This is a genomic window from Alsobacter sp. (assembly GCF_059501845.1).
Window position 1 is genome coordinate 1540538 of sequence record NZ_JCACDK010000018.1, and the last position, 20420, is coordinate 1560957.

At 68.8% G+C, this 20420-nt stretch carries 19 protein-coding genes; 10 read left to right on the forward strand and 9 right to left on the reverse strand.

Annotation, left to right across the window (positions count from 1 at the left end):
* Positions 1-212 precede the first annotated feature (212 nt).
* From AC5JCN_RS22170 to AC5JCN_RS22185, 4 genes are all read left to right on the forward strand, one after another.
* Complete coding sequence (locus AC5JCN_RS22170; protein WP_495757258.1) at positions 213-2462, forward strand: alpha,alpha-trehalose-phosphate synthase (UDP-forming); 2250 nt, start codon at positions 213-215, stop codon at positions 2460-2462.
* A complete protein-coding gene (gene otsB, locus AC5JCN_RS22175) occupies positions 2455-3243 on the forward strand; it encodes a trehalose-phosphatase (RefSeq protein ID WP_495757259.1) in 789 nt (262 codons plus the stop codon). The genes AC5JCN_RS22170 and otsB overlap by 8 nt, the downstream gene beginning before the upstream one ends.
* Positions 3240-5039: a glycoside hydrolase family 15 protein gene (locus AC5JCN_RS22180; protein WP_495757260.1), complete on the forward strand. Its 1800-nt coding sequence runs from the start codon at positions 3240-3242 to the stop codon at positions 5037-5039. Before otsB ends, AC5JCN_RS22180 begins: the two co-directional genes overlap by 4 nt.
* A 315-nt stretch (positions 5040-5354) precedes the next feature.
* Positions 5355-5903, forward strand: a complete 549-nt coding sequence (locus tag AC5JCN_RS22185; RefSeq protein WP_495757261.1) for a GcrA family cell cycle regulator — start codon at positions 5355-5357, stop codon at positions 5901-5903.
* Positions 5904-6340: 437 nt separating this feature from the next.
* On the opposite strand, the gene phoB is transcribed toward AC5JCN_RS22185, so the two are convergent.
* The 6 genes from phoB to AC5JCN_RS22215 all read right to left on the reverse strand — a co-directional run bounded on the left by phoB (position 6341) and on the right by AC5JCN_RS22215 (position 11727).
* Positions 6341-7045, reverse strand: coding sequence for a phosphate regulon transcriptional regulator PhoB (phoB, locus tag AC5JCN_RS22190; RefSeq protein ID WP_495757262.1), 705 nt, complete (start codon positions 7043-7045; stop codon positions 6341-6343).
* A gap of 80 nt (positions 7046-7125) precedes the next feature.
* Positions 7126-8214 carry an ATP-binding protein gene (locus AC5JCN_RS22195; protein ID WP_495757263.1) on the reverse strand — a complete coding sequence of 363 codons (1089 nt, stop codon included), beginning with the start codon at positions 8212-8214 and terminating at the stop codon, positions 7126-7128.
* Positions 8215-8271: 57 nt separating this feature from the next.
* Positions 8272-9300, reverse strand: a complete 1029-nt coding sequence (locus AC5JCN_RS22200) for a lysylphosphatidylglycerol synthase domain-containing protein (RefSeq protein ID WP_495757264.1) — start codon at positions 9298-9300, stop codon at positions 8272-8274.
* 119 nt (positions 9301-9419) lie between these two features.
* A complete protein-coding gene (locus tag AC5JCN_RS22205; RefSeq protein ID WP_495757265.1) occupies positions 9420-10547 on the reverse strand; it encodes a malate/lactate/ureidoglycolate dehydrogenase in 1128 nt (375 codons plus the stop codon).
* A gap of 61 nt (positions 10548-10608) precedes the next feature.
* On the reverse strand, positions 10609-11373 hold the full coding sequence (locus tag AC5JCN_RS22210; RefSeq protein WP_495757266.1) for an SDR family oxidoreductase: 765 nt from the start codon (positions 11371-11373) through the stop codon (positions 10609-10611).
* Between the two features lie 105 nt (positions 11374-11478).
* A complete protein-coding gene (locus AC5JCN_RS22215; protein WP_495757267.1) occupies positions 11479-11727 on the reverse strand; it encodes a hypothetical protein in 249 nt (82 codons plus the stop codon).
* 147 nt (positions 11728-11874) lie between these two features.
* Between AC5JCN_RS22215 and AC5JCN_RS22220 the strand changes: the two genes are divergently transcribed.
* Positions 11875-12903, forward strand: a complete 1029-nt coding sequence (locus AC5JCN_RS22220; protein ID WP_495757268.1) for an aldo/keto reductase — start codon at positions 11875-11877, stop codon at positions 12901-12903.
* Here the strand turns inward: AC5JCN_RS22220 and AC5JCN_RS22225 are convergent.
* A complete protein-coding gene (locus tag AC5JCN_RS22225; protein WP_495757269.1) occupies positions 12888-13532 on the reverse strand; it encodes a class I SAM-dependent DNA methyltransferase in 645 nt (214 codons plus the stop codon). The two genes, AC5JCN_RS22220 and AC5JCN_RS22225, sit on opposite strands and share 16 nt — an antisense overlap.
* 148 nt (positions 13533-13680) lie before the next feature.
* Between AC5JCN_RS22225 and AC5JCN_RS22230 the strand changes: the two genes are divergently transcribed.
* The 3 genes from AC5JCN_RS22230 to AC5JCN_RS22240 are packed head-to-tail and all read left to right on the forward strand — an operon-like array spanning position 13681 to position 16816.
* Positions 13681-14913 (forward strand): aspartate aminotransferase family protein, encoded by a 1233-nt coding sequence (locus AC5JCN_RS22230; protein ID WP_495757270.1) that lies wholly within the window; start codon positions 13681-13683, stop codon positions 14911-14913.
* Positions 14913-15842, forward strand: a complete 930-nt coding sequence (gene argF / locus AC5JCN_RS22235) for an ornithine carbamoyltransferase (protein ID WP_495757271.1) — start codon at positions 14913-14915, stop codon at positions 15840-15842. Before AC5JCN_RS22230 ends, argF begins: the two co-directional genes overlap by 1 nt.
* A complete protein-coding gene (locus AC5JCN_RS22240; RefSeq protein WP_495757272.1) occupies positions 15839-16816 on the forward strand; it encodes an Hsp33 family molecular chaperone in 978 nt (325 codons plus the stop codon). Before argF ends, AC5JCN_RS22240 begins: the two co-directional genes overlap by 4 nt.
* Positions 16817-16927: 111 nt before the next feature.
* On the opposite strand, the gene apaG is transcribed toward AC5JCN_RS22240, so the two are convergent.
* Positions 16928-17320: a Co2+/Mg2+ efflux facilitator ApaG/CorD gene (gene apaG / locus AC5JCN_RS22245; protein ID WP_495757273.1), complete on the reverse strand. Its 393-nt coding sequence runs from the start codon at positions 17318-17320 to the stop codon at positions 16928-16930.
* 129 nt (positions 17321-17449) lie between these two features.
* Here apaG and AC5JCN_RS22250 point away from each other — a divergent pair, with 129 nt between their 5' ends.
* Both AC5JCN_RS22250 and AC5JCN_RS22255 read left to right on the forward strand, forming a co-directional pair.
* On the forward strand, positions 17450-18058 hold the full coding sequence (locus AC5JCN_RS22250; protein WP_495757274.1) for a CDP-alcohol phosphatidyltransferase family protein: 609 nt from the start codon (positions 17450-17452) through the stop codon (positions 18056-18058).
* A 289-nt stretch (positions 18059-18347) separates the two neighbouring features.
* Positions 18348-18725: an REP-associated tyrosine transposase gene (locus AC5JCN_RS22255; protein WP_495757275.1), complete on the forward strand. Its 378-nt coding sequence runs from the start codon at positions 18348-18350 to the stop codon at positions 18723-18725.
* 267 nt (positions 18726-18992) lie between these two features.
* Here the strand turns inward: AC5JCN_RS22255 and AC5JCN_RS22260 are convergent, their stop codons facing one another.
* Positions 18993-20189 (reverse strand): O-succinylhomoserine sulfhydrylase, encoded by a 1197-nt coding sequence (locus AC5JCN_RS22260; RefSeq protein ID WP_495757276.1) that lies wholly within the window; start codon positions 20187-20189, stop codon positions 18993-18995.
* Positions 20190-20420 lie beyond the last annotated feature (231 nt).

A 20420-nucleotide genomic window follows, 5' to 3' on the forward strand; every position in this document is an offset into this window, starting at 1 on the left:
GCCTTATGTTGGCCCGGCTGCGGCGGTCCCTTGCGCATCCCTCAACGACTCTTGAGCCGCCGGCGCAACGTTGCCCGACGCGCTGCTTCTTTTTGCCTCGTTCCGCGTTTCATCTGGAGCGCAACAACGCCCGGAGGTTCCATGCCCGCCGACGTCCAAAGCCCTTTCGTTCCTTTCCCGAGAGCGCCACGCCGCCTCGGGAGAGGCCGGGCATGACGTCCGCGGAGCGTAGCGACAGGCGCGTTCGCGTCATCACATGGACCATCGTCGTCGCGCTGCTCGTGGCTGCCACGGTCGCCGTCGCGGCGCTGCCGCTGATGACGGCGGCGTTCGACCGCTTCGCGCGGCGCGACGTGGAACTGCGGGCCCGCCTCGTCAACGCATCCGTCCGCGACCGCGTCGACGAACTGCTGCGCAAGGACGACACGGAGGCGCTGAACACCCTGTTCCAGCGCCTGTCCGATGACGAGAGGCTGGTGGCCGCCGGCTATTGCGATCCCGCGCGCGGGCTGCGCTTCGCCTCAAAGGAGGCGCCTCCGGCGCTCACCTGCTCCGCCCTGCCGGCCGAAGGCGAGGACGCCTTCACCACCGTCCACCGTGGCGACCGCGACATGCTGATCTCGGGCTTCACGCTGCCGAGCCAGCCGGGCCGCATCGTGCTGTTGCACGACATGCGCTTCTCCGTCGAGCGCAGCAACGTCATCCGCTCCTACGTGCTGGTTGCCCTGGCTGCGGTGGCGCTGGGAGGGGCGGCGCTCGCCGCACTCATCGGCTTCATCGCCGTGCGGCGCTGGCTGGCGGCGCTGCGCCGGGCCATCGACGACCTGCGCGCCGGCCGCATAGAGGCCAAGCCGGGGGTCGACCTGCTCGGCGTCGGCCAGGAGATCCAGAACGCGCTCGACGAACTCGATTTCCTGCGCCGGGGCATCGATGTCACCCACACGGAATGGACGCCGGACACGCTCTCCGTCGCGCTCGCCAACGAGTTGCCGGGGGCGGAGGTCATCGTCGTCTCCAACCGCGAGCCCTACATCCACAATCGGACCGAAAACGGGATCCAGCTCCAGATCCCGGCGAGCGGCCTCGTCTCGGCGCTGGAGCCGGTCACGCGCGCATGCCGCGGCACCTGGATCGCCCATGGCAGCGGCAGCGCCGACCGCGACGTGGTCGATGCCAACGACCGCGTGGCCGTGCCGCCGAATGCGCCCACCTACACGCTGCGCCGTGTCTGGCTGAGCGAGGAGGAGCAGGACGGCTACTATTACGGCTTTGCCAATGAGGGGCTCTGGCCGCTCTGCCACATCGCCTTCGTGCGCCCGATCTTCCGCGAGAGCGACTGGCTGATGTACCGGCAGGTGAACGAGCGCTTCGCCGACGCGGTGGTGGCGGAGGCCAAGACCCCGGACCCCATCGTGCTGGTCCAGGACTATCACTTCGCCTTGCTGCCGCGGCTCGTCCGGGAGCGCCTGCCCAACGCCACGATCGTGACCTTCTGGCACATTCCCTGGCCGAACTCCGAGACGTTCGGCATCTGCCCCTACCGTGACGAGATCATCGAGGGCCTGCTGGGAAGCTCGATTCTCGGCTTCCACACGCGTTTCCACTGCAACAACCTGTTCGACACGGTGGACCGCTTCCTCGAGAGCCGGATCGATCGCGAGCGGGCATCGATCACCTTCGGCGGTCACGAGACGGTGGTGCGCCCCTATCCGATCTCCATCGAGTGGCCGCCAGCGGCGATGGCCGGCCAGGCGCCAGTTCCCGAGGCCCGCCAGAGCGTCCGCCAGCGGCTGGGACTGAAGCCGGACGTCGCCCTCGGCATCGGCATCGAGCGCTTCGACTACACCAAGGGCATCACCGACCGGATGATGGCGGTCGACCAGTTCCTCACCGACAATCCGGACTGGCGCGGACGCTTCAGCTTCGTGCAGGTGGCCGCGCCGACGCGCAGCAAGCTGCCGAGCTACAAGCAGATCCAGGACGAGGCGACGGCGATGGCCGAGGACATCAATGCGCGCCACGAGGTCGACGGCGTGAAGCCGATCGTGCTGCTCGCCCGTCACCACGAGCCGGCCGAAGTGTTCGAGCTGTTCCGCGCCGCCGACCTGTGCATCGTCTCATCGCTGCACGACGGCATGAACCTCGTCGCCAAAGAGTTCGTGGCGGCGCGCGACGACGAGGAGGGCGTGCTCGTGTTGTCCGCCTTCGCAGGGGCATCGAGGGAACTGAACGAGGCTTTGATCGTCAACCCGTATCACACCCACGCCATGGCTGCCGCGATCCAGAGGGCCCTGTCCATGCCGCCATCCGAGCAGCGCGAGCGCATGCGCCTGATGCGTGAACAGGTGCGGGCCCGTAACGTCTACCGCTGGGCAGGGCAGATGCTCATCGACGCCGCTCGGCTGCGAAAGCGCCAGCGGGTGGCGCAGATCGGCGAGACGTCCGGCGATGCCAATGCCTGACGCGCGCTCCATACGCCTGCCGGAAGACGTGGCCGCGAGCCGAACCGGCGCCGCGCTGTTCCTGGACTTCGACGGAACGCTCGTCGACATCGCGCCGCGTCCGGACGCGGTGGTGGTTCAGGACGGCCTGCCCGACCTGCTCCAGCGGCTGCGCGGCCATCTCGGCGGCGCGCTCGCGATCGTCTCCGGCCGGCCGCTGTCCGTCATCGACTTCTACCTCGCCCCGCACCGCTTCGACGTCGCCGGCCTGCACGGCGCCGAGCAGCGCATCGGCGGCGCGGTCGCGGTCGAACCCATGCCTGATGCGCGCCGGCTGCGGCAGGCTGTCGAACTCCTGCGCCAGCGTGCCGAAGGGCGGCCCGGCCTGATCGTCGAGGACAAGGGCCGCTCGGTGGCGCTGCACTGGCGCCTGGCGCCGGCCCTTGCGGGCTATGCCGCCGACGCGGTGGCCGAGGCCGAGCGCGTGCTGGGACCGGACTACCGCGTCCAGGACGGCAAGGACGTGCTGGAACTGCTGCCGCGTTTCGCGACCAAGGCCGCGGCCATCGCCCGCTTCATGGAAAGCGAGCCCTATCGCGGCCGGACGCCCTACTTCATCGGCGACGACCGCACCGACGAGCATGGCTTCGGCATCGTCGCTGCCATGGGCGGAACGGGTATCCGCATCGGCGCCGGGGACACGCTTGCCGCGCGGCGGATGGACAGTCCCGCGGTGTTGCGGCAATGGCTGGCCGATTGCGCCCTCCACGGAACCATTCTTTTCAAAGAGGACATCTCGTGAGCTCCCTCGATCTCGCCGTCATCGGCAATTGCATGATCGCCGCCCTGGTCGACCGTTCGGGCAGCTTCGTCTGGTCCTGCTTCCCGCGTTTCGACGGCGAGCCCGTCTTCTCGGCGCTGCTGGCCGGCGATCCGCCCGAAGGGGGGCACCAGGGCGTTTTCGCCATCGAGCTCTACGGCGTCACGTCCATCACCCAAAGCTACGTGCCGAACACCGCCGTCCTGTCGACGGTGATGGAGGACGAGCGCGGCAATGCCGTCGAGATCCTCGACTTCGCGCCGCGTTTCAACCATTTCGACCGCCTGTTCCGGCCGCCGCAGCTGGTGCGGCGCATCCTTCCGCTGCGCGGCCGGCCGCGCATCCGCGTCAAGCTGCGCCCGCATTACGACTGGGGCGAGCGCCAGCCCGAACTGACCCGCGGCAGCAACCACATGCGCTTCGTGGGCGCCGAGGGCGCACTGCGCCTGACGACCGATGCGCCCATCGCCTATGTGGCGGAGGAGCGGATCTTCACCGTCGAGCGGCCGATGTCGTTCTTCTTCGGCACCGACGAGCCGCTGCGCTCGGAGACGGACACGACAGCCCGGGAGTTTCTGGAAAAGACGATCGACTTCTGGCGCGGCTGGGTGCGCTCCCTGTCGATCCCCTTCGACTGGCAGGACGAGGTGATCCGCGCCGCCATCACGCTCAAGCTCTGCAACTTCGAGGAGACGGGCGCGATCGTCGCGGCGCTGACGACCTCGGTGCCTGAGGCGCCGGGCACGCAGCGCAACTGGGACTATCGCTACTGCTGGCTGCGCGACGCCTACTTCGTGGTCCAGGCCCTGAACCGGCTCGGGACGACGCGGACGATGGAGGATTATCTCGGCTTCATCGCCGACGTGGTCGAGGACGCCGAGGTCGGCAACATCGAGGACATCGCGCCGCTCTTCGGCATCACCCGCTCGGCCGACCTCGAGGAGCGCATCGCCCCCGCGCTCGCCGGCTATCGCGGCATGGGTCCCGTGCGCGTCGGCAATGCCGCCTGGACGCAGGTCCAGAACGACGTCTACGGCGCGGTCGTGCTCGCCGCCACCCACATCTTCCTCGACAAGCGGCTGATCCGCGCCGGCAACGACGCGCTTTTCGCGCATCTGGAAAAGCTGGGCGCCCGGGCCGTCGAGGTCTTCGACAAGCCCGATGCAGGCCCCTGGGAGCTGCGCACCAAGGCCTCCGTCCACACCTTCTCCAGCGTCATGTGCTGGGCCGCGTGCGACCGGCTGAAGCGCATTGCACGGGCCGTCGGCCGCGAGGACCGGCGCGAGTACTGGGCCGACCAGGCGCGGCGGCTGCGCTCCGTCATCGAGGAGCGCTGCTGGAATGCCGAGAAGGGCCACTTTGTCTCGACCTTCGACGGCGAGGACCTCGATGCCACGCTTCTGCTGCTCGCCGAGCTGAACTTCCTGGCGGCCGACGACCCGCGCTTCGTCGCCACCGTGGACGCCATCGGGCGGGATCTGCGGCGGGGAGACCTGCTGTTGCGCTATGCGGTGGAGGACGATTTCGGCCGCATGCACACGGGCTTCCTCGTCTGCGCCTTCTGGTATGTGGACGCACTCGCCGCCATCGGAAGACGTGACGAGGCGATCGAGCTGTTCGAGCGCATCCTGCACAAGCGCAACAGCTTCGGCCTGTTCTCCGAGGATGCCGACCTCAGCACCGGCGAGCTGTGGGGCAACTTCCCGCAGACCTATTCGCTGGTTGGCCTGATCAACGCCGCCGTGCGGCTCAGCCGCAGCTGGGAAGAGGCTTTCTGAGGGGGCCGATCAGGTCGCTGGCGAGCTCGTTTCCGATTTCCTGAATCGGATGAAGGGCTTGCCCGCTACAACCCTTTGGCGTGCCTCGAAAGTGAGTCTTTCCCGCCACGTTCGCTGGGGAAAACACCATCAGGAGTCGCCCGACTCTTGCACCGGAGTCGCGCCATATCGTAGGTTCGCCCCTGTCGAATACGACATCTGGTGCGGCAAGCCACAGGTCGAGTGAAGTGTTCCACGTGCCCCGTGAATACCGGGGCGGCGAGGACTTCCGGATTCGACGTACGAGGCACTGAGAATAATCGGGGAATGAGGCCTATGTCCTGGACCGACGAGCGTGTCGAACTGCTCAAGAAGCTCTGGAACCAGGGTCTCAGCGCAAGCCAGATCGCTGGCGAACTTGCGGGAGGCGTGACGCGCAACGCCGTCATCGGCAAGGTTCACCGTCTGGGCCTGTCCGGTCGCACCAAGGCGCCGGCTCCGCAGGCGGCCCGTCCGCGCAAGGCGACGCGTGCTCCGAGCCACCCGATGATGCACTCGCCACCCGTGCGGGGGAACCTGGCGCTGAGCCCCAAGCCTATCGCCCCGGCCATGCCCGCCCCGGTCATCGAGATCGCGCCGGCTCCCTCGCCGGACGTGGTGATCCCGATCTCCGAGCGCGTCACCATTATGGAGCTGCGCGAGTCCATGTGCCGCTGGCCGCATGGCGATCCCACGTCGGAGGAGTTCCGGTTCTGCGGCGCCAAGTCACCGCCCGGCACGCCCTACTGCCCCTACCACTCCCAGATCGCCTACCAGCCCTCCCTGGAGCGCCGCCGCGACCGCAAGGCCCAGGGTATGCCGCCAGTCCGCGTCGCGCACGGCTGACGCCAGACAGCGGCGCGGGTCTCCAGGCCCGCTCTTTTCCCAAGCGCCAGCCGCAACGCGCGTCTGAAGCCGCGCGGTCCGAGCCGTCGGCGCGCCGCGGAGCGCGGGTCTCCAGACCCGCTCTTTTCCCAAGCGCCAGCGCAAAGCGCGTCTGAAGACGCGCGGTCCGAGCCGTCGGTGAGCCTGGGAGGGCGGGTCTTCAGACCCGCTCTTCTCCCAAGCGCCAGCCGCAAAGCGCGTCTGAAGACGCGCGGTCCGCGCCGTCGGTGAGCCTCGGAGCGCGGGTCTCCAGACCCGCTCTTTCCCAAGCGCCAGCGCAAAGCGCGTCTGAAGACGCGCGGTCCGAGCCGTCGGTGAGCCTTGGAGCGCGGGTCTTCAGACCCGCTCTTTTCCCAAGCGTCAGCCGCAAAGCGTGTCTGGAGACGCGCGGTCCGGCTTTAGCGCCTTCCGAACGTCTCGTCGAAGGAATAACCGGACCCTCGCACGGTGCGGATCGGGTCCTTCTCGCGGGGCCGGTTGATGGCCTTGCGAAGGCGCCCGACATGCACGTCGACGGTGCGTTCGTCGATTTCCGCGTCGATGCCCCAGACGCCGTCGAGCAGCTGGGCCCGGCTGTAGACGCGGCCGGGCTTCTCCATCAGGAACTCGAGCATGCGGAACTCGGTCGGGCCGAGGTGGAGCTCGCGGCCGGACCGGCGCACGCGCTTGGTCTCGCGGTCGAGCACGATGTCGCCGGCCTCGAGCAGGCTGGCGACGCGCCCGGGCGATGACCGGCGCAGCAGGGCGCGCACGCGGGCGACCAGCTCGGGGACCGAGAAGGGCTTCACCACGTAGTCGTCGGCGCCGGTGGCCAGTCCCCGCACGCGTTCGCTCTCCTCGCCACGGGCGGTGAGCATGATGACCGGGAGGCGCTGCGTGTCGGGGCGCTGCCGCAGGCGGCGGCAGAGCTCGATCCCGGAGAGGCCGGGGAGCATCCAGTCGAGCAGGACGAGGTCGAAGTTGCGCTCACGCAGCGACACCTCGGCGTCGTCGCCGCGTGCGACGCATTCGACGCCGTACCCCTCCGCCTCGAGGTTGTAGCGCAGAAGCATGGTCAAGGGCTCTTCGTCCTCGACGATGAGGATCTGCGGCGCGGTTGCCATCTGTCACTCCGCTGGCTTCTGACGGACCTTCTTCTATGACCGGCGCGTGACGTTCTGTTGACGTGTTTAGGCGTTGCAGCTCAGGGGTTTGCTTCCTGTGCTTGTGTCACCAGAGGCAGCGTGACACGGAATGTGGCGCCTTCGCCCGGCCGGCTCTCGATCGTCAGGCGCCCGCGGTGGCGGTTGACGATATGCTTGACGATGGCCAGGCCAAGCCCGGTGCCGCCCTTTTCGCGGCTGTCGGCCGTGTCGACGCGGTAGAAGCGCTCGGTGAGGCGGGGGAGATGTTCCGGCGCGATGCCGGGCCCATAATCGCGCACGGCCAGCTGAGCCAGGCAGGCCTGTTGTTCGCCCGTCGTGCCCAGCGTGATGTCGACCCTGCCTCCGCTCTGGCCGTACTTGATCGCGTTCTCGATCAGGTTGTCGCAGACGCGCAGCAACTCGTCGCGGTCACCCGCCACGATCACCCGCCCTTGCGGCAGATCGGGGTGGACGACGACGCCGCGCTCCTCGGCCAGCGGGCGGACCGTGTCGATCATTTGCCGCACCACGCCCGACAGGTCGACCGCCGTGGAGGGGTGCCGGTGCTCGATCATCTCGATGCGCGAAAGGGAGAGCAGGTCGTCGATGAGGCGCGCCATCCGCTGGGCCTGCACCCGCATGATGCCGAGGAACCGGTCGCGCGCTGCGGGATCGTTGCGTGCCGGGCCCTGCAGGGTCTCAATGAAGCCCAGCACCGAGGCCAGGGGCGTGCGCAGCTCGTGGCTGGCATTGGCGACGAAGTCGACCCGCATCGCCTCGAGCCGGCGCTCGGGGGTCACGTCCCGCAGCACGATCATCGCCGCCGGCCGGTTGCGCTGGATCAGCGTCTGCTGCGTGATGGCGGTGACGCGCATGGCGTAGACCCGCTCCACGGGCACGCGCTCGGAATACTCGCCGGTGACGGCGGCTTCCCCCGCCAGCACCCGCTCGACGGCCGAGACGATGTCCGGCGCTCGCAGCGAGAAGGACAGCGGCCAGCCCGTGGACAGGGATGGCCAGGCTTCGGCGGCGGCCGGGTTGAACAGGAGCACGGTGCCGCGGCCGTCCGTCAGGATGACGGGATCGGCGATGGCGCCCAGGGTGGCCGCCACGATCCCGCCCGCATCAAAGCCCTCAAGGGCGGCCATGTCCCGAATCCTCTGCAGTCCGGCGACTGCATGAGACACGATTCTCACGCGCACATGTCAGTCCTGTGCTGCCGCGTCGTCCTTTTGCGTCCTGTAGGCGGCGAGCCGGGTGAAGATCTCGTAGACGCCCAGCAGCAGAAGAGCCGACACGAACGGCACGAGATAATAGCAGATGCGGAAAAGCAGCAGCGCCCCGATCAGCCCCTCATAGGGCAGCCGCCAGAAGGCGAGCAGCATGGTCGCCTCGAAGACGCCGAGCCCGCCCGGCGCGTGGCTGACGATGCCGAGAAGGCAGGCGAACGCGTAGACGGCGGCGAAGGTGGCGAACTCCACGCCATAGCCCTGAGGCAAGAGCACGTAGAGCACGCCGGCTGCACAGCACACGTCTCCCATGCCCAGCAGGATCTGCCCGACCGAGACCCGGAAGCTTGGCAGCTCGAGCCGCCAGCGCTGCACGCGGACGGCGCGGCGCCTCGCCCCGACCCAGACGAGGTAGACGATGATGGCACCGAGCGCGGCGGCTCCGATCAGCTGGTTGGTCTCGACCGGCAGGTGGTTGAGGTCCGCGAGCGCGTCGGCCCGGAAAATGAGGCCGAGCCCGACGATCGTTCCCATGCCGAGCAGGAAGGTGACGCCGGCAATGAAGGTGATGCTGGCCACCTTGCCGGCCGACACGCCGAGCGGTGAGTAGATCCAGTATCGAACCGAGCCTGCCGTCACGAGCGGGAAGCCGAGCGTGAAGGATATGGCGTAGCTCGTAAAAGACGCGAGAGCCGTCTTTCGGTATGGCACCTTCAGCTTGAGCTGACGCAGGGCCAGCACGTCGTAGAACGTCAGCAGCAGGTAGCTGGCCGCGGTGAGCCCTCCGGCGATCGCGAGCTGGTCGCGCGTGGCGTTGCGGAAGGCTTCCTTCACGTCCTCCAGGTTGACGGTGGACAGGATCTTGTACAGCACGGCCATGGAGGCGGCGAACAGCAGCAAGCTGATCGCCGTGCCCACCCAGGCGAAGCGGCGCGGCCGCTCCGGCGGAAGGATGGGCTCGCGGTCATCGTCCGCCAACACCTGCGTCTCTGGCGTGTCTGACATGCCTCGTCCGGTTCGAGCCGATGGGCGGCGGGGCGGTCCCGGAGCGCCTGCGCGACGGGGTTGTCGCGTGGCCGCCGGCTCCTTCGATGGGGCCTATATCGCTTTGCGCGTTGCGCGCATCAAGCCCCGCGCGCCGCGACCTCGTCGCCATTCTCGCCCCGGCCGGCCTCCTGGTCGTCGGCGATGCGGGCGAACTCGGCCCTGCCGAGGCCCGTCGCGTCGGCGGAAACGAGGAGCTGTTCCCATGTCGCAGGGTCGATCGGGACACCCGTCCGCACCCGCTCGGCACGATGCGCCAGCTCGGGTTCGCCGGCGATGAGGACCGTCGGTTCTGCTCCGTCCGCCGGCTGCCGCGCCCAGGCGAGGAAGGCCTCCATGGAGGCGAAGAACGCAGGCGCCGTGCCGAGTCCTTCCGGATCGACCACGACCGAAAACATGCTGTTGATGATCGCCTTGCGTGTCCGCGGTCCCTGCATCACGTGCCCGCCGGACAGCGCGCCGCCCAGGAGTTCGCAGGCGAGCGCGAGGCCCCAGCCCTTGTGGTCGCCGAACGGCAGGAGGGCTCCCCGCGGCTCCAGGAACAGGGCGGCGGGATCGTTGGTGGGCTCGCCCGAGCCGTCGATCAGCACACCGTCGGGCAACTCGATGCCCTTGTTCATGGCGACGCGGACCTTCCCGGCGGCCAGCTTGCTCGTCGCGAAGTCGACGATGATGGGCGGGTGGCCCGGGCGGGGAAAGCCGATGCTGACCGGGTTGGTCACCAGCCGCCCGGCCCTGCCGCCATAGGGCGCCACGAGCGGGTCGGCGACCACGTTGACGAAGTGGAGCGACACGAGGCCTGCTGCCGCGCATTGCTCGGCCCAGTGCCCGATGCGCCCGACATGGTGGCTGTCACGCAGGGTCAGGATGCACGAGCCGGTCTGCTTTGCCCGGGCGATGGCGAGAGCCATGGCGTCGTGCGCCATCACCTGGCCGAAGCCGAGCCCGGCGTCGCAGACGAGGAAGCCGCCGCCGTCCTTCACGACCGCGACCTCGGCGTTGAGCTTCAGTTCGTCCGCACCCAGGTTTTCCACATAGGCCGGGATCATGCCGACGCCGTGGGAGTCGTGGCCGCGCAGATTGGCCTCGACGAGATGTTCGGCCACCAGTGCACGTTCGCGCGGCGAGGATCCCGCCGCGGCGAACATGGCGCGGACGGCCGCCCGCAGCCGGTCGTGGTGGACGTGGAGGTATGAACTCTCGGTCATGACGTGTCTCTCTGCTCGGCGGGAGGCCGCCGGCGCGGCAGGCCGCGGGGGATTGTTCCGCTCAGAGCGAGGTGGACAGGCCGCCGTCGACGGCAAGGACATGCCCAGTGACGTAGGACGCGGCCTCGGAGGCGAGGAAGACGGCAGCGCCGCCGAGTTCGGCCGGTTTGGCCCAGCGGCCCATCGGCGTCCGTGCTTCGACCCACGCCGTGAAGGCCTTGTCGTCGAGCAGAGCGGTGTTCAACTCAGTGGCAAAGTAGCCGGGCGCCAGCGCGTTCACCGTGACCCCGGACTTGCCGAGTTCGGCTGCGAGCGAGCGGGTCAGCCCGTGCAGGCCGGCCTTCGCCGCCACGTAGCCGTGGATGGTGGGCCTGCCGAGAATGGCGGCCACCGAGCCCGTGTTGATGATGCGCCCGAACCCCGCCGGGATCATGAGCCGTGCGGCTTCCCGTGACAGGCGAAAGCAGGCCGCGAGGTTGACCGTCAGGACGCGCTCGAAATCGGCGTCCTCCCACTCCAGCACGGGGCGTCGGTGCTGGATGCCGGCGTTGTTGACGAGGATGTCGAGCCTTCCGTGACGCCGGGCGACGTCGCGCAGCGCAGCCGGGCCTTCCTGCCCGTCGGCGACATCGAAGGGAAGGGCCTCCGCTTCGAGGCCGGCATCCTTCAGCCTGCGGACGGCGTCGTCCAGGCCACCACCGGCGCGGGCGTTCAGGGCGACGGTGGCGCCGGCGCGTCCCAGCGCCTCGGCCATCGCGTAGCCGAGGCCGCGCGAGGCGCCGGTGACCACGGCCACGCGGCCGGCAAGTGAAAACGGATCGCCCACGACAACCTCCCGTCACGGCGGCCTCTCGCGCGGGCCGCTCTGCGGCTGGGATCGTTGCCCTTCAACCCGCCCGCGCGCAAGTGCGGCGGGCGGGGGACGCCAATGTCACAGGCGAATGCCGGGATCCGTCGGCTGGCCGGGCAGGTAGTCCGGCTCGGAGCCGGGGCCCGTCGGGTCGGTGATGCCGGGATCATCGACGGGGTAGGGCGTGCGCGGTCCCGAGGGGCCGGGCACCGGCACCTCGTCGTCCTCGGGCGCGGGAGGCGGTTCGTCCGGCAGGATCCCGCCCGGGACCGGGTTGCGACCCGGGTTGGGGCCGCCGGGAAGCGGAATGTCGGGAATGGGGTGGGGCATGTGAACCCTCCTGGCTTGGCTGTAGCGGCAAACGTGCCGACCCGCACCCGGTTCCTCCCCGCCATGCGGCCGCGTCCTTGCGCCTCGCGGCGGGCCGCGCCACTCTCCGGCGCCCGGCAGGTCCGGTCCGTCCAGGAGTGAATTCCGATGCAGATGCGCACGCTCGGCCGCAGTGGCCTCCACGTCTCCCCGCTGTGCCTGGGAACGATGATGTTCGGCGCGCAGACGGATGAGGAGACCTCCGCCCGCATTATTGGTCGCGCCCGCGATGCAGGCGTGAACTTCATCGACACGGCGGATGTCTACAACAACGGGGCATCCGAGGAGATCGTCGGCCGCGCCATCAGGGGCGACCGGGACGCCTGGGTGCTGGCGACCAAGGCGGCCAACGCCATGGGCGAGGGCCCGAACCGCCGCGGCCTTTCGCGCCGCTGGCTGAACCTCGCCGTCGACGCCAGCCTGAGACGGCTGGGCACAGACTGGATCGACATCCTCTACCTGCACAAGGAGGACCACACGACTCCGCTCGGCGAGACGGTGCGCGCCGTGGCTGATCTCGTGCGCTCCGGCAAGGTGCGGTATTTCGGCGTCAGCAATCATCGCTCCTGGCGCGTGGCCGAGATCTGCCGCCTCGCGGACGAGGCGGGCATCGACCGCCCGGTGGTGAGCCAGCCCTACTACAACGCCATGAACCGCATGCCCGAGGTCGAGCACCTGCCGGCCTGCGGCTATTTCGGGCTGGGCGTCGTGCCCTACAGCCCGCTCGCCCGCGGCGTGCTCACCGGCAAGTACGATCCCGGCAAGCCCCCGGCGGAAGGCACGCGCGCCGCCCGCAACGACACCCGCATCATGCAGACCGAGTGGCGCCCGGAGTCGCTGGAGATCGCGCAGGAGATCAAGCGGTACTGCGAGGCGAAGGGCGCCAAGGCCAGCCATTTTGCGTTGGGCTGGGTGCTGAACAACGCCTTCGTGACCAGCGTCATCGGCGGCCCGCGCACGCTGGAGCAGTGGGAGGACTACATCGCCGGTCTCGGCTACCGGTTCACGGCGGAGGACGAGGCGCTGGTGGACCGGCTGGTGCCGGCGGGCCACCCGTCTTCGCCGGGCTACACGGACCCTGCCTACCCGCTGGAAGGCCGCGTGCCACGCACCGGGGCGGCTCAGGCGACCTCGTAGGCCCGCACCACATTGAGGACATGCGCCTCCTCCGGCGACAGCAGGAACGCGCGGAAAGGCCGGCTCTCCTCCACGAGCCGCATGCGCCCGGCGGTAACCAGCCGGTCGCAGGCCTCGCGATAGGCATCGCCGTAAGCGCCGTCATGGCGCAGCCCGAAGATGATGCGGCCGCCCGGGCGCACCACACGGGTCAGCTCCTCGAAGGCATTGGCGGGCGCATGGCCGGCCGTGAACACGCCCGACGCGACGGCGGCCCCGAAGGCGCCGTCGGGAAAGTCGAGCGGCTCGCCCATCACCATCCGCCGCAAACCGTCGTAGCAACGGCGGGCGCGGGCTGCCGCCAGCATGTCCTCGCTCATGTCGATGCCGATCATCGGGACGTAGCCGAAGGGCCGCAGCATCACTCCAAGCAGCCCGGTTCCGCAGCCCGCGTCGAGAACCGTGCCACCCGGCGCGGGCACGTGGCGCATCACCATGGCGGCCACCATGTTGGGCGACTGGTAGCCCATCGCCATCACGTCGGCGTCGTAGTCACGCGCCCAGGCGGCGTAGCCGGAAGCGAGTTCGTCGCGCCCTGACGCCGCGTAGACACGCTCCAGGCGGGCAAGGCGGTCTGGATCATCGCTCATGGGGACCATGGTGGCGCGTACAGGCCCGTTCCCGCAAGGGCCGGACCGGGGCTTTTCGTTGACAGCGCAGCCGTTGGAAATCATAGTCCCGGCAGTGCCGCCCGGTGGGCGGCGCTTTTGTTTTCTGGCACCCGAAGGGGTCAGACCGATGAGCCAACCCAAGATCGAGAGCCCTGCCGTGACCGAGACGACTTCGCCGCTGCTGCCGACCTTCGCGCGCGCCGATCTCGCCTTCGAGCGAGGCGAGGGCGCGTGGCTCATCACGGCCTCCGGCGACCGCTACCTCGACTTCGGTTCAGGCATCGCGGTGAACGCCCTCGGCCACGCCCATCCGCACCTCGTCGAGGCGCTGCAGGGGCAGGCCGCGAGGCTCTGGCACGTCTCGAACCTCTACCGCATTCCGGAGGGCGAGAAGCTGGCGCAGCGGCTCGTCGACAACAGCTTCGCCGACCAGGTCTTCTTCACGAACTCCGGCGCCGAGGCCCTCGAGTGCGCGATCAAGATGGCGCGCAAGTACCACTCGGCGAATGGCCAGCCCGAGCGCTTCCGCATCATCACCTTCGAGGGGGCTTTCCACGGCCGCACACTGGCGACGATCGCCGCGGGCGGGCAGAAAAAGTACCTGGAAGGTTTCGGACCCAAGGTCGACGGCTTCGACCAGGTGCCGTTCGGCGATCACGAGGCTCTGAAGGCTGCCATCGGCCCCGAGACGGGCGCCATCCTCATCGAGCCGATCCAGGGCGAGGGCGGCGTGCGGCCGGTGCCGCCGCAGTGCCTGCGCGGGCTGCGCGAGCTATGCGACGAGCACGGCCTCCTGCTCATCTTCGACGAGGTGCAGACGGGCGTCGGCCGTACCGGCCGGCTGTTCGCGCATCAGCGGGTGGGGGTCGAGCCCGACATCATGGCCATCGCCAAGGGCATCGGCGGCGGCTTTCCCATGGGCGCCTGCCTTTCCACGAAGGAAGCCGGCAAGGGGATGACCGCCGGCGTGCACGGCACCACTTTCGGCGGCAATCCGCTGGCCATGGCGGTGGGCAACGCCGTGCTCGACGTCGTGTTGGCGCCTGGCTTCCTCGAGAATGTCGAGCGCATGGGCCTGCTGATGAAGCAGCGCCTTGCCGAACTCGCCGACAGGCACCCGGGCGTGATCGCCGAGGTCCGCGGCGAGGGGCTGCTTCTCGGCCTGCGCTGCGTCGTGCCGAACACCGATCTCGCCGCTGCTGCCCGGGCCGAGAAGCTCCTGACGGTGCCCGCGGGCGAGAACGTTCTGCGCCTCCTTCCGCCGCTCATCATCAGCGAAACCGAGGCCGGGGAAGCCGTAGCGAGGCTCGACCGCGCGGCTTCGGCCCTCGAGTCCGCGAAGGCGCGGGGAGCCGCGTGATGACGCAGCTCCGGCACTTCCTCGATATTCCCGACCACTCGACGGAGCGGCTGCGGGCCATCCTGAACGCTGCGGCGAAGATGAAGTCGGAACGCCGCCGCGGTCAGCCGCCGGCGGAGCGGCCACTCGCCGGCAAGACGCTGGCGATGATCTTCGACAAGCCGTCGACGCGCACCCGTGTCTCCTTCGATATCGCCATGCGCGAGCTGGGCGGCGAGACCATCATGCTGACCGGCAGCGAGATGCAGCTCGGCCGCGGCGAGACCATCGCCGACACCGCGCGCGTGCTCTCCCGCTTCGTCGACGCGATCGTCATCCGCATGCTCGACGCCAAGGCTGTGAGCGAACTCGCCGCCTATTCGAGCGTTCCGGTGGTGAACGGGCTCACCAAGCTCTCCCACCCCTGTCAGATCATGGCTGACGTGATGACCTTCGAGGAAAGACGCGGCTCCATCGCCGGCAAGACGGTTTCATGGGTCGGCGACAGCAACAACGTCCTCGCCTCGTGGGTGCATGCTGCCGCACGCCTGGATTTCCGCCTGAACATCGGCACGCCGGAGGAACTCGCCCCTCCCGCCGAACTGATCACCTGGGCGCGCCGCGAGGGTGCCCGCGTGACCGTGACCCACGACCCCTTCGACGCGGTCGAGGGGACGGACTGCGTCGTCACGGATTGCTGGGTGTCGATGGGCGACGAGGACGCCGGGCGCAGGCACAACCTGCTCTCGCCGTTCCAGGTCAACGGCCGGCTGATGGCCGCAGCCGGGCCCGAGGCGATCTTCATGCATTGCCTGCCCGCCCATCGCGGCGAAGAGGTGACCGACGAGGTCATGGACGGCCCGCAATCGGCGGTCTTCGACGAGGCCGAGAACCGCCTGCACGCGCAAAAGGGCGTGCTTGCCTGGTGCCTCGGCGCGCTGGACGCATGACGGCGCACCCGCAAACACAGCTCGACGACCGCGTCCTCCCGTTCGCCGTGGAGGCACTGGACGTGCGCGGCCGCGTCGCGCGGCTGGGGCCGATGGTGGACACGATCCTCGCCCGGCACGCCTATCCGGCGCCCGTTTCGCGCCTGCTGGGCGAAGTGATCGTGCTCACGGTGCTGCTCGGCACCTCGCTGAAGTTCGAGGGCCGCCTGCAGCTGCAGACGCGCAGCGACGGACCGGTCGACATGCTGGTCGTCGACTTCGAGGCTCCCGACCGCGTGCGAGCCTACGCCCGGTTCGACGCCGATAGGCTGGCGAGCCTCGGCGAGGATGCGAGCCCGGCCGTGCTGCTCGGGAGGGGGCACCTCGCCCTCACCATCGACCAGGGCGCCGACATGACGCGGTACCAGGGCATCGTCGCCCTGGACGGACAGGGCATCGAGGAAGCGGCGCACCAGTATTTCCGCCAGTCCGAGCAGATCCCGACACGGGTGCGGATCGCCGTGGGTGCCACCGTGACGGGCGCCGCAGGCCAGCAGCACCAGTCCTGGCGCGCCGGCGGGCTGCTGGTGCAGTTCCTGCCGAACTCGCCAGAGCGCCAGCGCCAGGCCGATCTCGACCCTGGCGACGCGTCGGACGATTCCGCCTCGGTTCCCCCGTCCGAGGACGATGCGTGGGTCGAGGCCCGATCGCTGGTCGAGACGATCGAGGACCACGAGCTGATCGACCCCATGCTGTCGAGCGAGCGGCTGCTGTACCGTCTCTTCCACGAGCGCGGGGTGCGTGTCTTCGAGGCGCAGCCCATGGTCGAGCGGTGCCGCTGCGACCGCGAGCGCATCGTCTCCATGCTGCGCCAGTTCTCCGACGACGAGCGCCGCCACATGGTGGGCGACGACGGCCAGATCGGCATCACCTGCGAGTTCTGCTCGACGAAATACGTCGTCGCGCCCGGCGAGGTCGGCGTAGGCGACGACTAGGAGTGATCCCCTCTCAGGGATGTCGTCATCCCGGCCGGAGCCAAGCGGAAAGCCGGGATCCAGGCACTCAGTGCCAAGTGTCCCGGGACAGCGCTCCGCATTTTGGGCGCTTCAATGCAGGATCCGGGTCGTCTGCGGCACGTCGAGGGAAAAAGCGGGGATCTCGACGGCAAACGTCTCGCCCTTGTCCGTCTGCATCAGATAATGGCCCGACATGATGCCGCCCGGCGTCTCCAGGGGACAGCCGCTCGTGTACTCGAAGGTTTCGCCCGGGGCGATGCGGGGCTGCTTGCCGACGACGCCTTCGCCGCGCACCTCCTGCACGCGCCCGTTGGCATCGCGGATGTGCCAGTAGCGCGAGCGCAGCTGGACGTGCTCCTCGCCCGTGTTGACGATCTCCACCGTGTACGACCAGAACCAGCGGCTCTTCTCCGGCGACGACTCGTCGGGAAGGAAGGCGGGGGTGACGGTGACTTGGATCGAACGGGTGACGGCCCGGTACATGGTGCTCCCTCGTCAACCGGCCCTCGGGGGCAGCGCAGGCGACGGTCACTGCACTAGAACCATGAAGGAGTCGGGTCAATCGCAGGCCTGCGGAAGGCTGAACGCGTCCTGCGGGCGAGGAGGGGTGGCGTGCTCGACGGCGTGATGCGCACCCTGATCGATCCGCCTCTGCGCCTTGCCGCACGGGGCCTCGTGCGGGCAGGGGCCGGGCCGGACGTCGTGACGGCGGGCGCGTTCGGGCTCGGCATGGGTTGCGCGCTCTGCGCGGCGCTCGGCTGGGATGCCGCGGCGCTCGTCCTCCTCGCGCTGGGACGGCTCGGCGACGGCCTCGACGGCGCGGTGGCGCGCCTGACAAGGCGCACCGACCGGGGCGGCTTCTTCGACATCGTCGCCGACTTCGCCTTTTACGGCGCGGTACCCCTCGCCTTCGCCGCGCGCGACCCGGTGGTGAACGCTCTTCCCGCGGCGGTGCTCCTGTTCACCTTCTACGTCAACGGTGCAACCTTCCTCGCCTACGCCGCCGTCGCCGCCCGGCGCGGCATGGAAACGACCAACCGCGGCGTGAAGAGCCTCTATTTCACCGCCGGCCTCGCCGAAGGCACCGAGACGATCGCCTGCTTCGCGCTGATGCTGCTGTTCCCCGCCTGGTTCCCGCTGCTCGCCTGGATCTTCGCGGCGATGTGCCTCGTCACCGCCGTCTCCCGCTTCGCGCTGGCCTGGCGAAGTCTGGGTGCCTGAAAGGGCACTTGGGAGCGCGCGTCTTCAGACGCGCATTCCTGTCTTTTCGGCAACCGCAAATGCGTAGCTCCGTCAGTACTGTCCATTTGATGATCCCCGGACCGGAGGATCGGCGATGAACCCAAAAGGCTGGCACAGCCGGGGATACCTGCCTCATTTCGACTCGCCGGAGGTTGTTCAGCACGTCGTTTTCAGGACCGCTGAGAGCCTGCCGAAGCACCTCCTCGCCAGTGCTCCACAAGACCCCATCGCGCGCGGCAGAAGTTTCAATGATTGGCTGGACGCAGGTGTGGGAGGTTCAACCCTCGCCGACGCGGCTGCTGCCGGAATCGTGCAGTCAGCACTGCTGCACTTCGACCAGAAGCGTTATCGGCTCGTGGCATGGTGCATCATGCCGAACCACGTCCACGCCGTGCTGGAGACTAAGATTGGTGAGAGCCTCGGGCCAGTGGTGAAGAGCTGGAAAGCCTGGACGGCAAGGGCAATCAACGCGGAGGCCCGCAGGTCGGGACCGTTCTGGGCTCCCGACTATTTCGATCGCTATGTCCGGAACGAGCGCGAGCTGGAGGCGGTCGTCGCGTACGTCGAACACAATCCATGCCGGGCAGGATTGTGCGTCACCCCGGCGGACTGGCCGTGGTCTTCAGCACGGTCTCGAACAAGGTGAGTGTCCCGCAGCTTTTTCAATACGAAAGAGCGGGTCTGAAGACCCGCGCTCCATAGCGCTGCGGTCCGGAGCGCGCGTCTTCAGACGCGCCTGTTCGGTTGGGCAGGATGTGCGCTTGGACGGAAAAAGAGCGGGTCTGAAGACCCGCGCTCCAAAGCGCTGCGGTCCGGAGCGCGCGTCTTCAGACGCGCCTGTTTGGTTGGGCAGGATGTGGGCTTGGAACGAAGAAGGGCGGGTCTGAAGACCCGCGCTCCAGGCGAACGGCTGCTACACCGTCTTCGCGGCCTGCTGCAGGTCGGCGACGATGTCGGCGGGGTGCTCTATTCCCAGGGACAGGCGCAGTAGGGCCGGGCCGATGCCGAGTTCGGCGCGGGCCTCGGGCGTGAGGCGCTGGTGGGTCGTGGTGGCGGGATGGGTGACGATGCTCTTGGCATCACCGAGGTTGTTAGAGATGCGCACGAGGCGAAGCGCGTTGCCGAGGCGGAAGGCGCCGGCCTGCCCGCCTTCCACCTCGAAGGCCACCATCGTACCGCCGCCGCGCATCTGGCGGGCGGCGAGTTCGTGCTGCGGATGGTCGGGGCGGCCGGGATAGAGCACGCGGCGGACGCCGGGCAGCGCGGCCAGCGCGTCGGCCACTATTGCCGCGTTGCTGGTCTGCTTCTCTACCCGCAATGGCAGCGTTTCGAGCCCTTTCAGGAGCACCCAGGCGTTGAAGGGCGAAAGGGCGGGTCCGGTCTGGCGCAGGAAATTGTGGATGTGGTCGGCGATCAGCTTCTCGGAGGCGAGGATGACACCACCGAGGCATCGGCCCTGCCCGTCAATGTGCTTGGTCGCCGAATAGACCACGAAGTCGGCGCCGAGCGTCAGCGGGCTCTGCAGCATGGGAGTCGCCAGCACATTGTCGACGACGAGCTTGGCGCCGCACTGGCGCGCAAGGGCCGCGACGGCGGCGATGTCGATGATCTCCAGCGTCGGGTTCGTCGGGCTCTCGAGGAAGAGCACCTTGGTCTCCGGCCGGATCGCAGCGCGCCACTGCGCGAGGTCGGTGCCGTCGACGAGCGTCGAGGCCACTCCGAACCGCGGCAGCAGCTCCTCCACAACGTAGCGGCAGGATCCGAACAGCGCCTTCGCGGCGACGACGTGATCGCCGGCCCGCGTTAGGCCAAGCATGGTGGCGGTGACGGCCGCCATGCCGCTCGCCGTGGCGCGCGCCGCCTCGGCCCCCTCCAGAAGCGCCATGCGCTTCTCGAACATGGCGACGGTGGGGTTCGAGAAGCGCGAATAGATGAAGCCCGGGGCCTCGCCCTTGAAGCGGGCCTCCGCCGCTTCCATCGTGTCGTAGGAGAAGCCCTGCGTCAGGAACAGCGCCTCCGACATCTCGCCGAACCCCGAGCGCATCGTCCCGCCATGGACGAGGCGCGTCTCCGGATGGAGGGCGGCGTGGTCGGGAGCATCGCTGGACATGACGAGGTCTCGCGGACGGTAGGCTGCGTCGGGAAGTCTCGTCGTGTATGCCTCCGGGCATCGTTCGTCAATCCGAACGATCGTTCTTTCTGCGGGATGAAAGCGGATGGATTGTCACTGTGAGCGAAGCGAAGCAACCCGCCTGTGGCGCGATGGACCGCTCCAATTCCGGGCTGCTTCGTTGCCTGCCATCGCGGCGGTGCTGCAGACTCTCCTGTGAGCCTCCGCCGC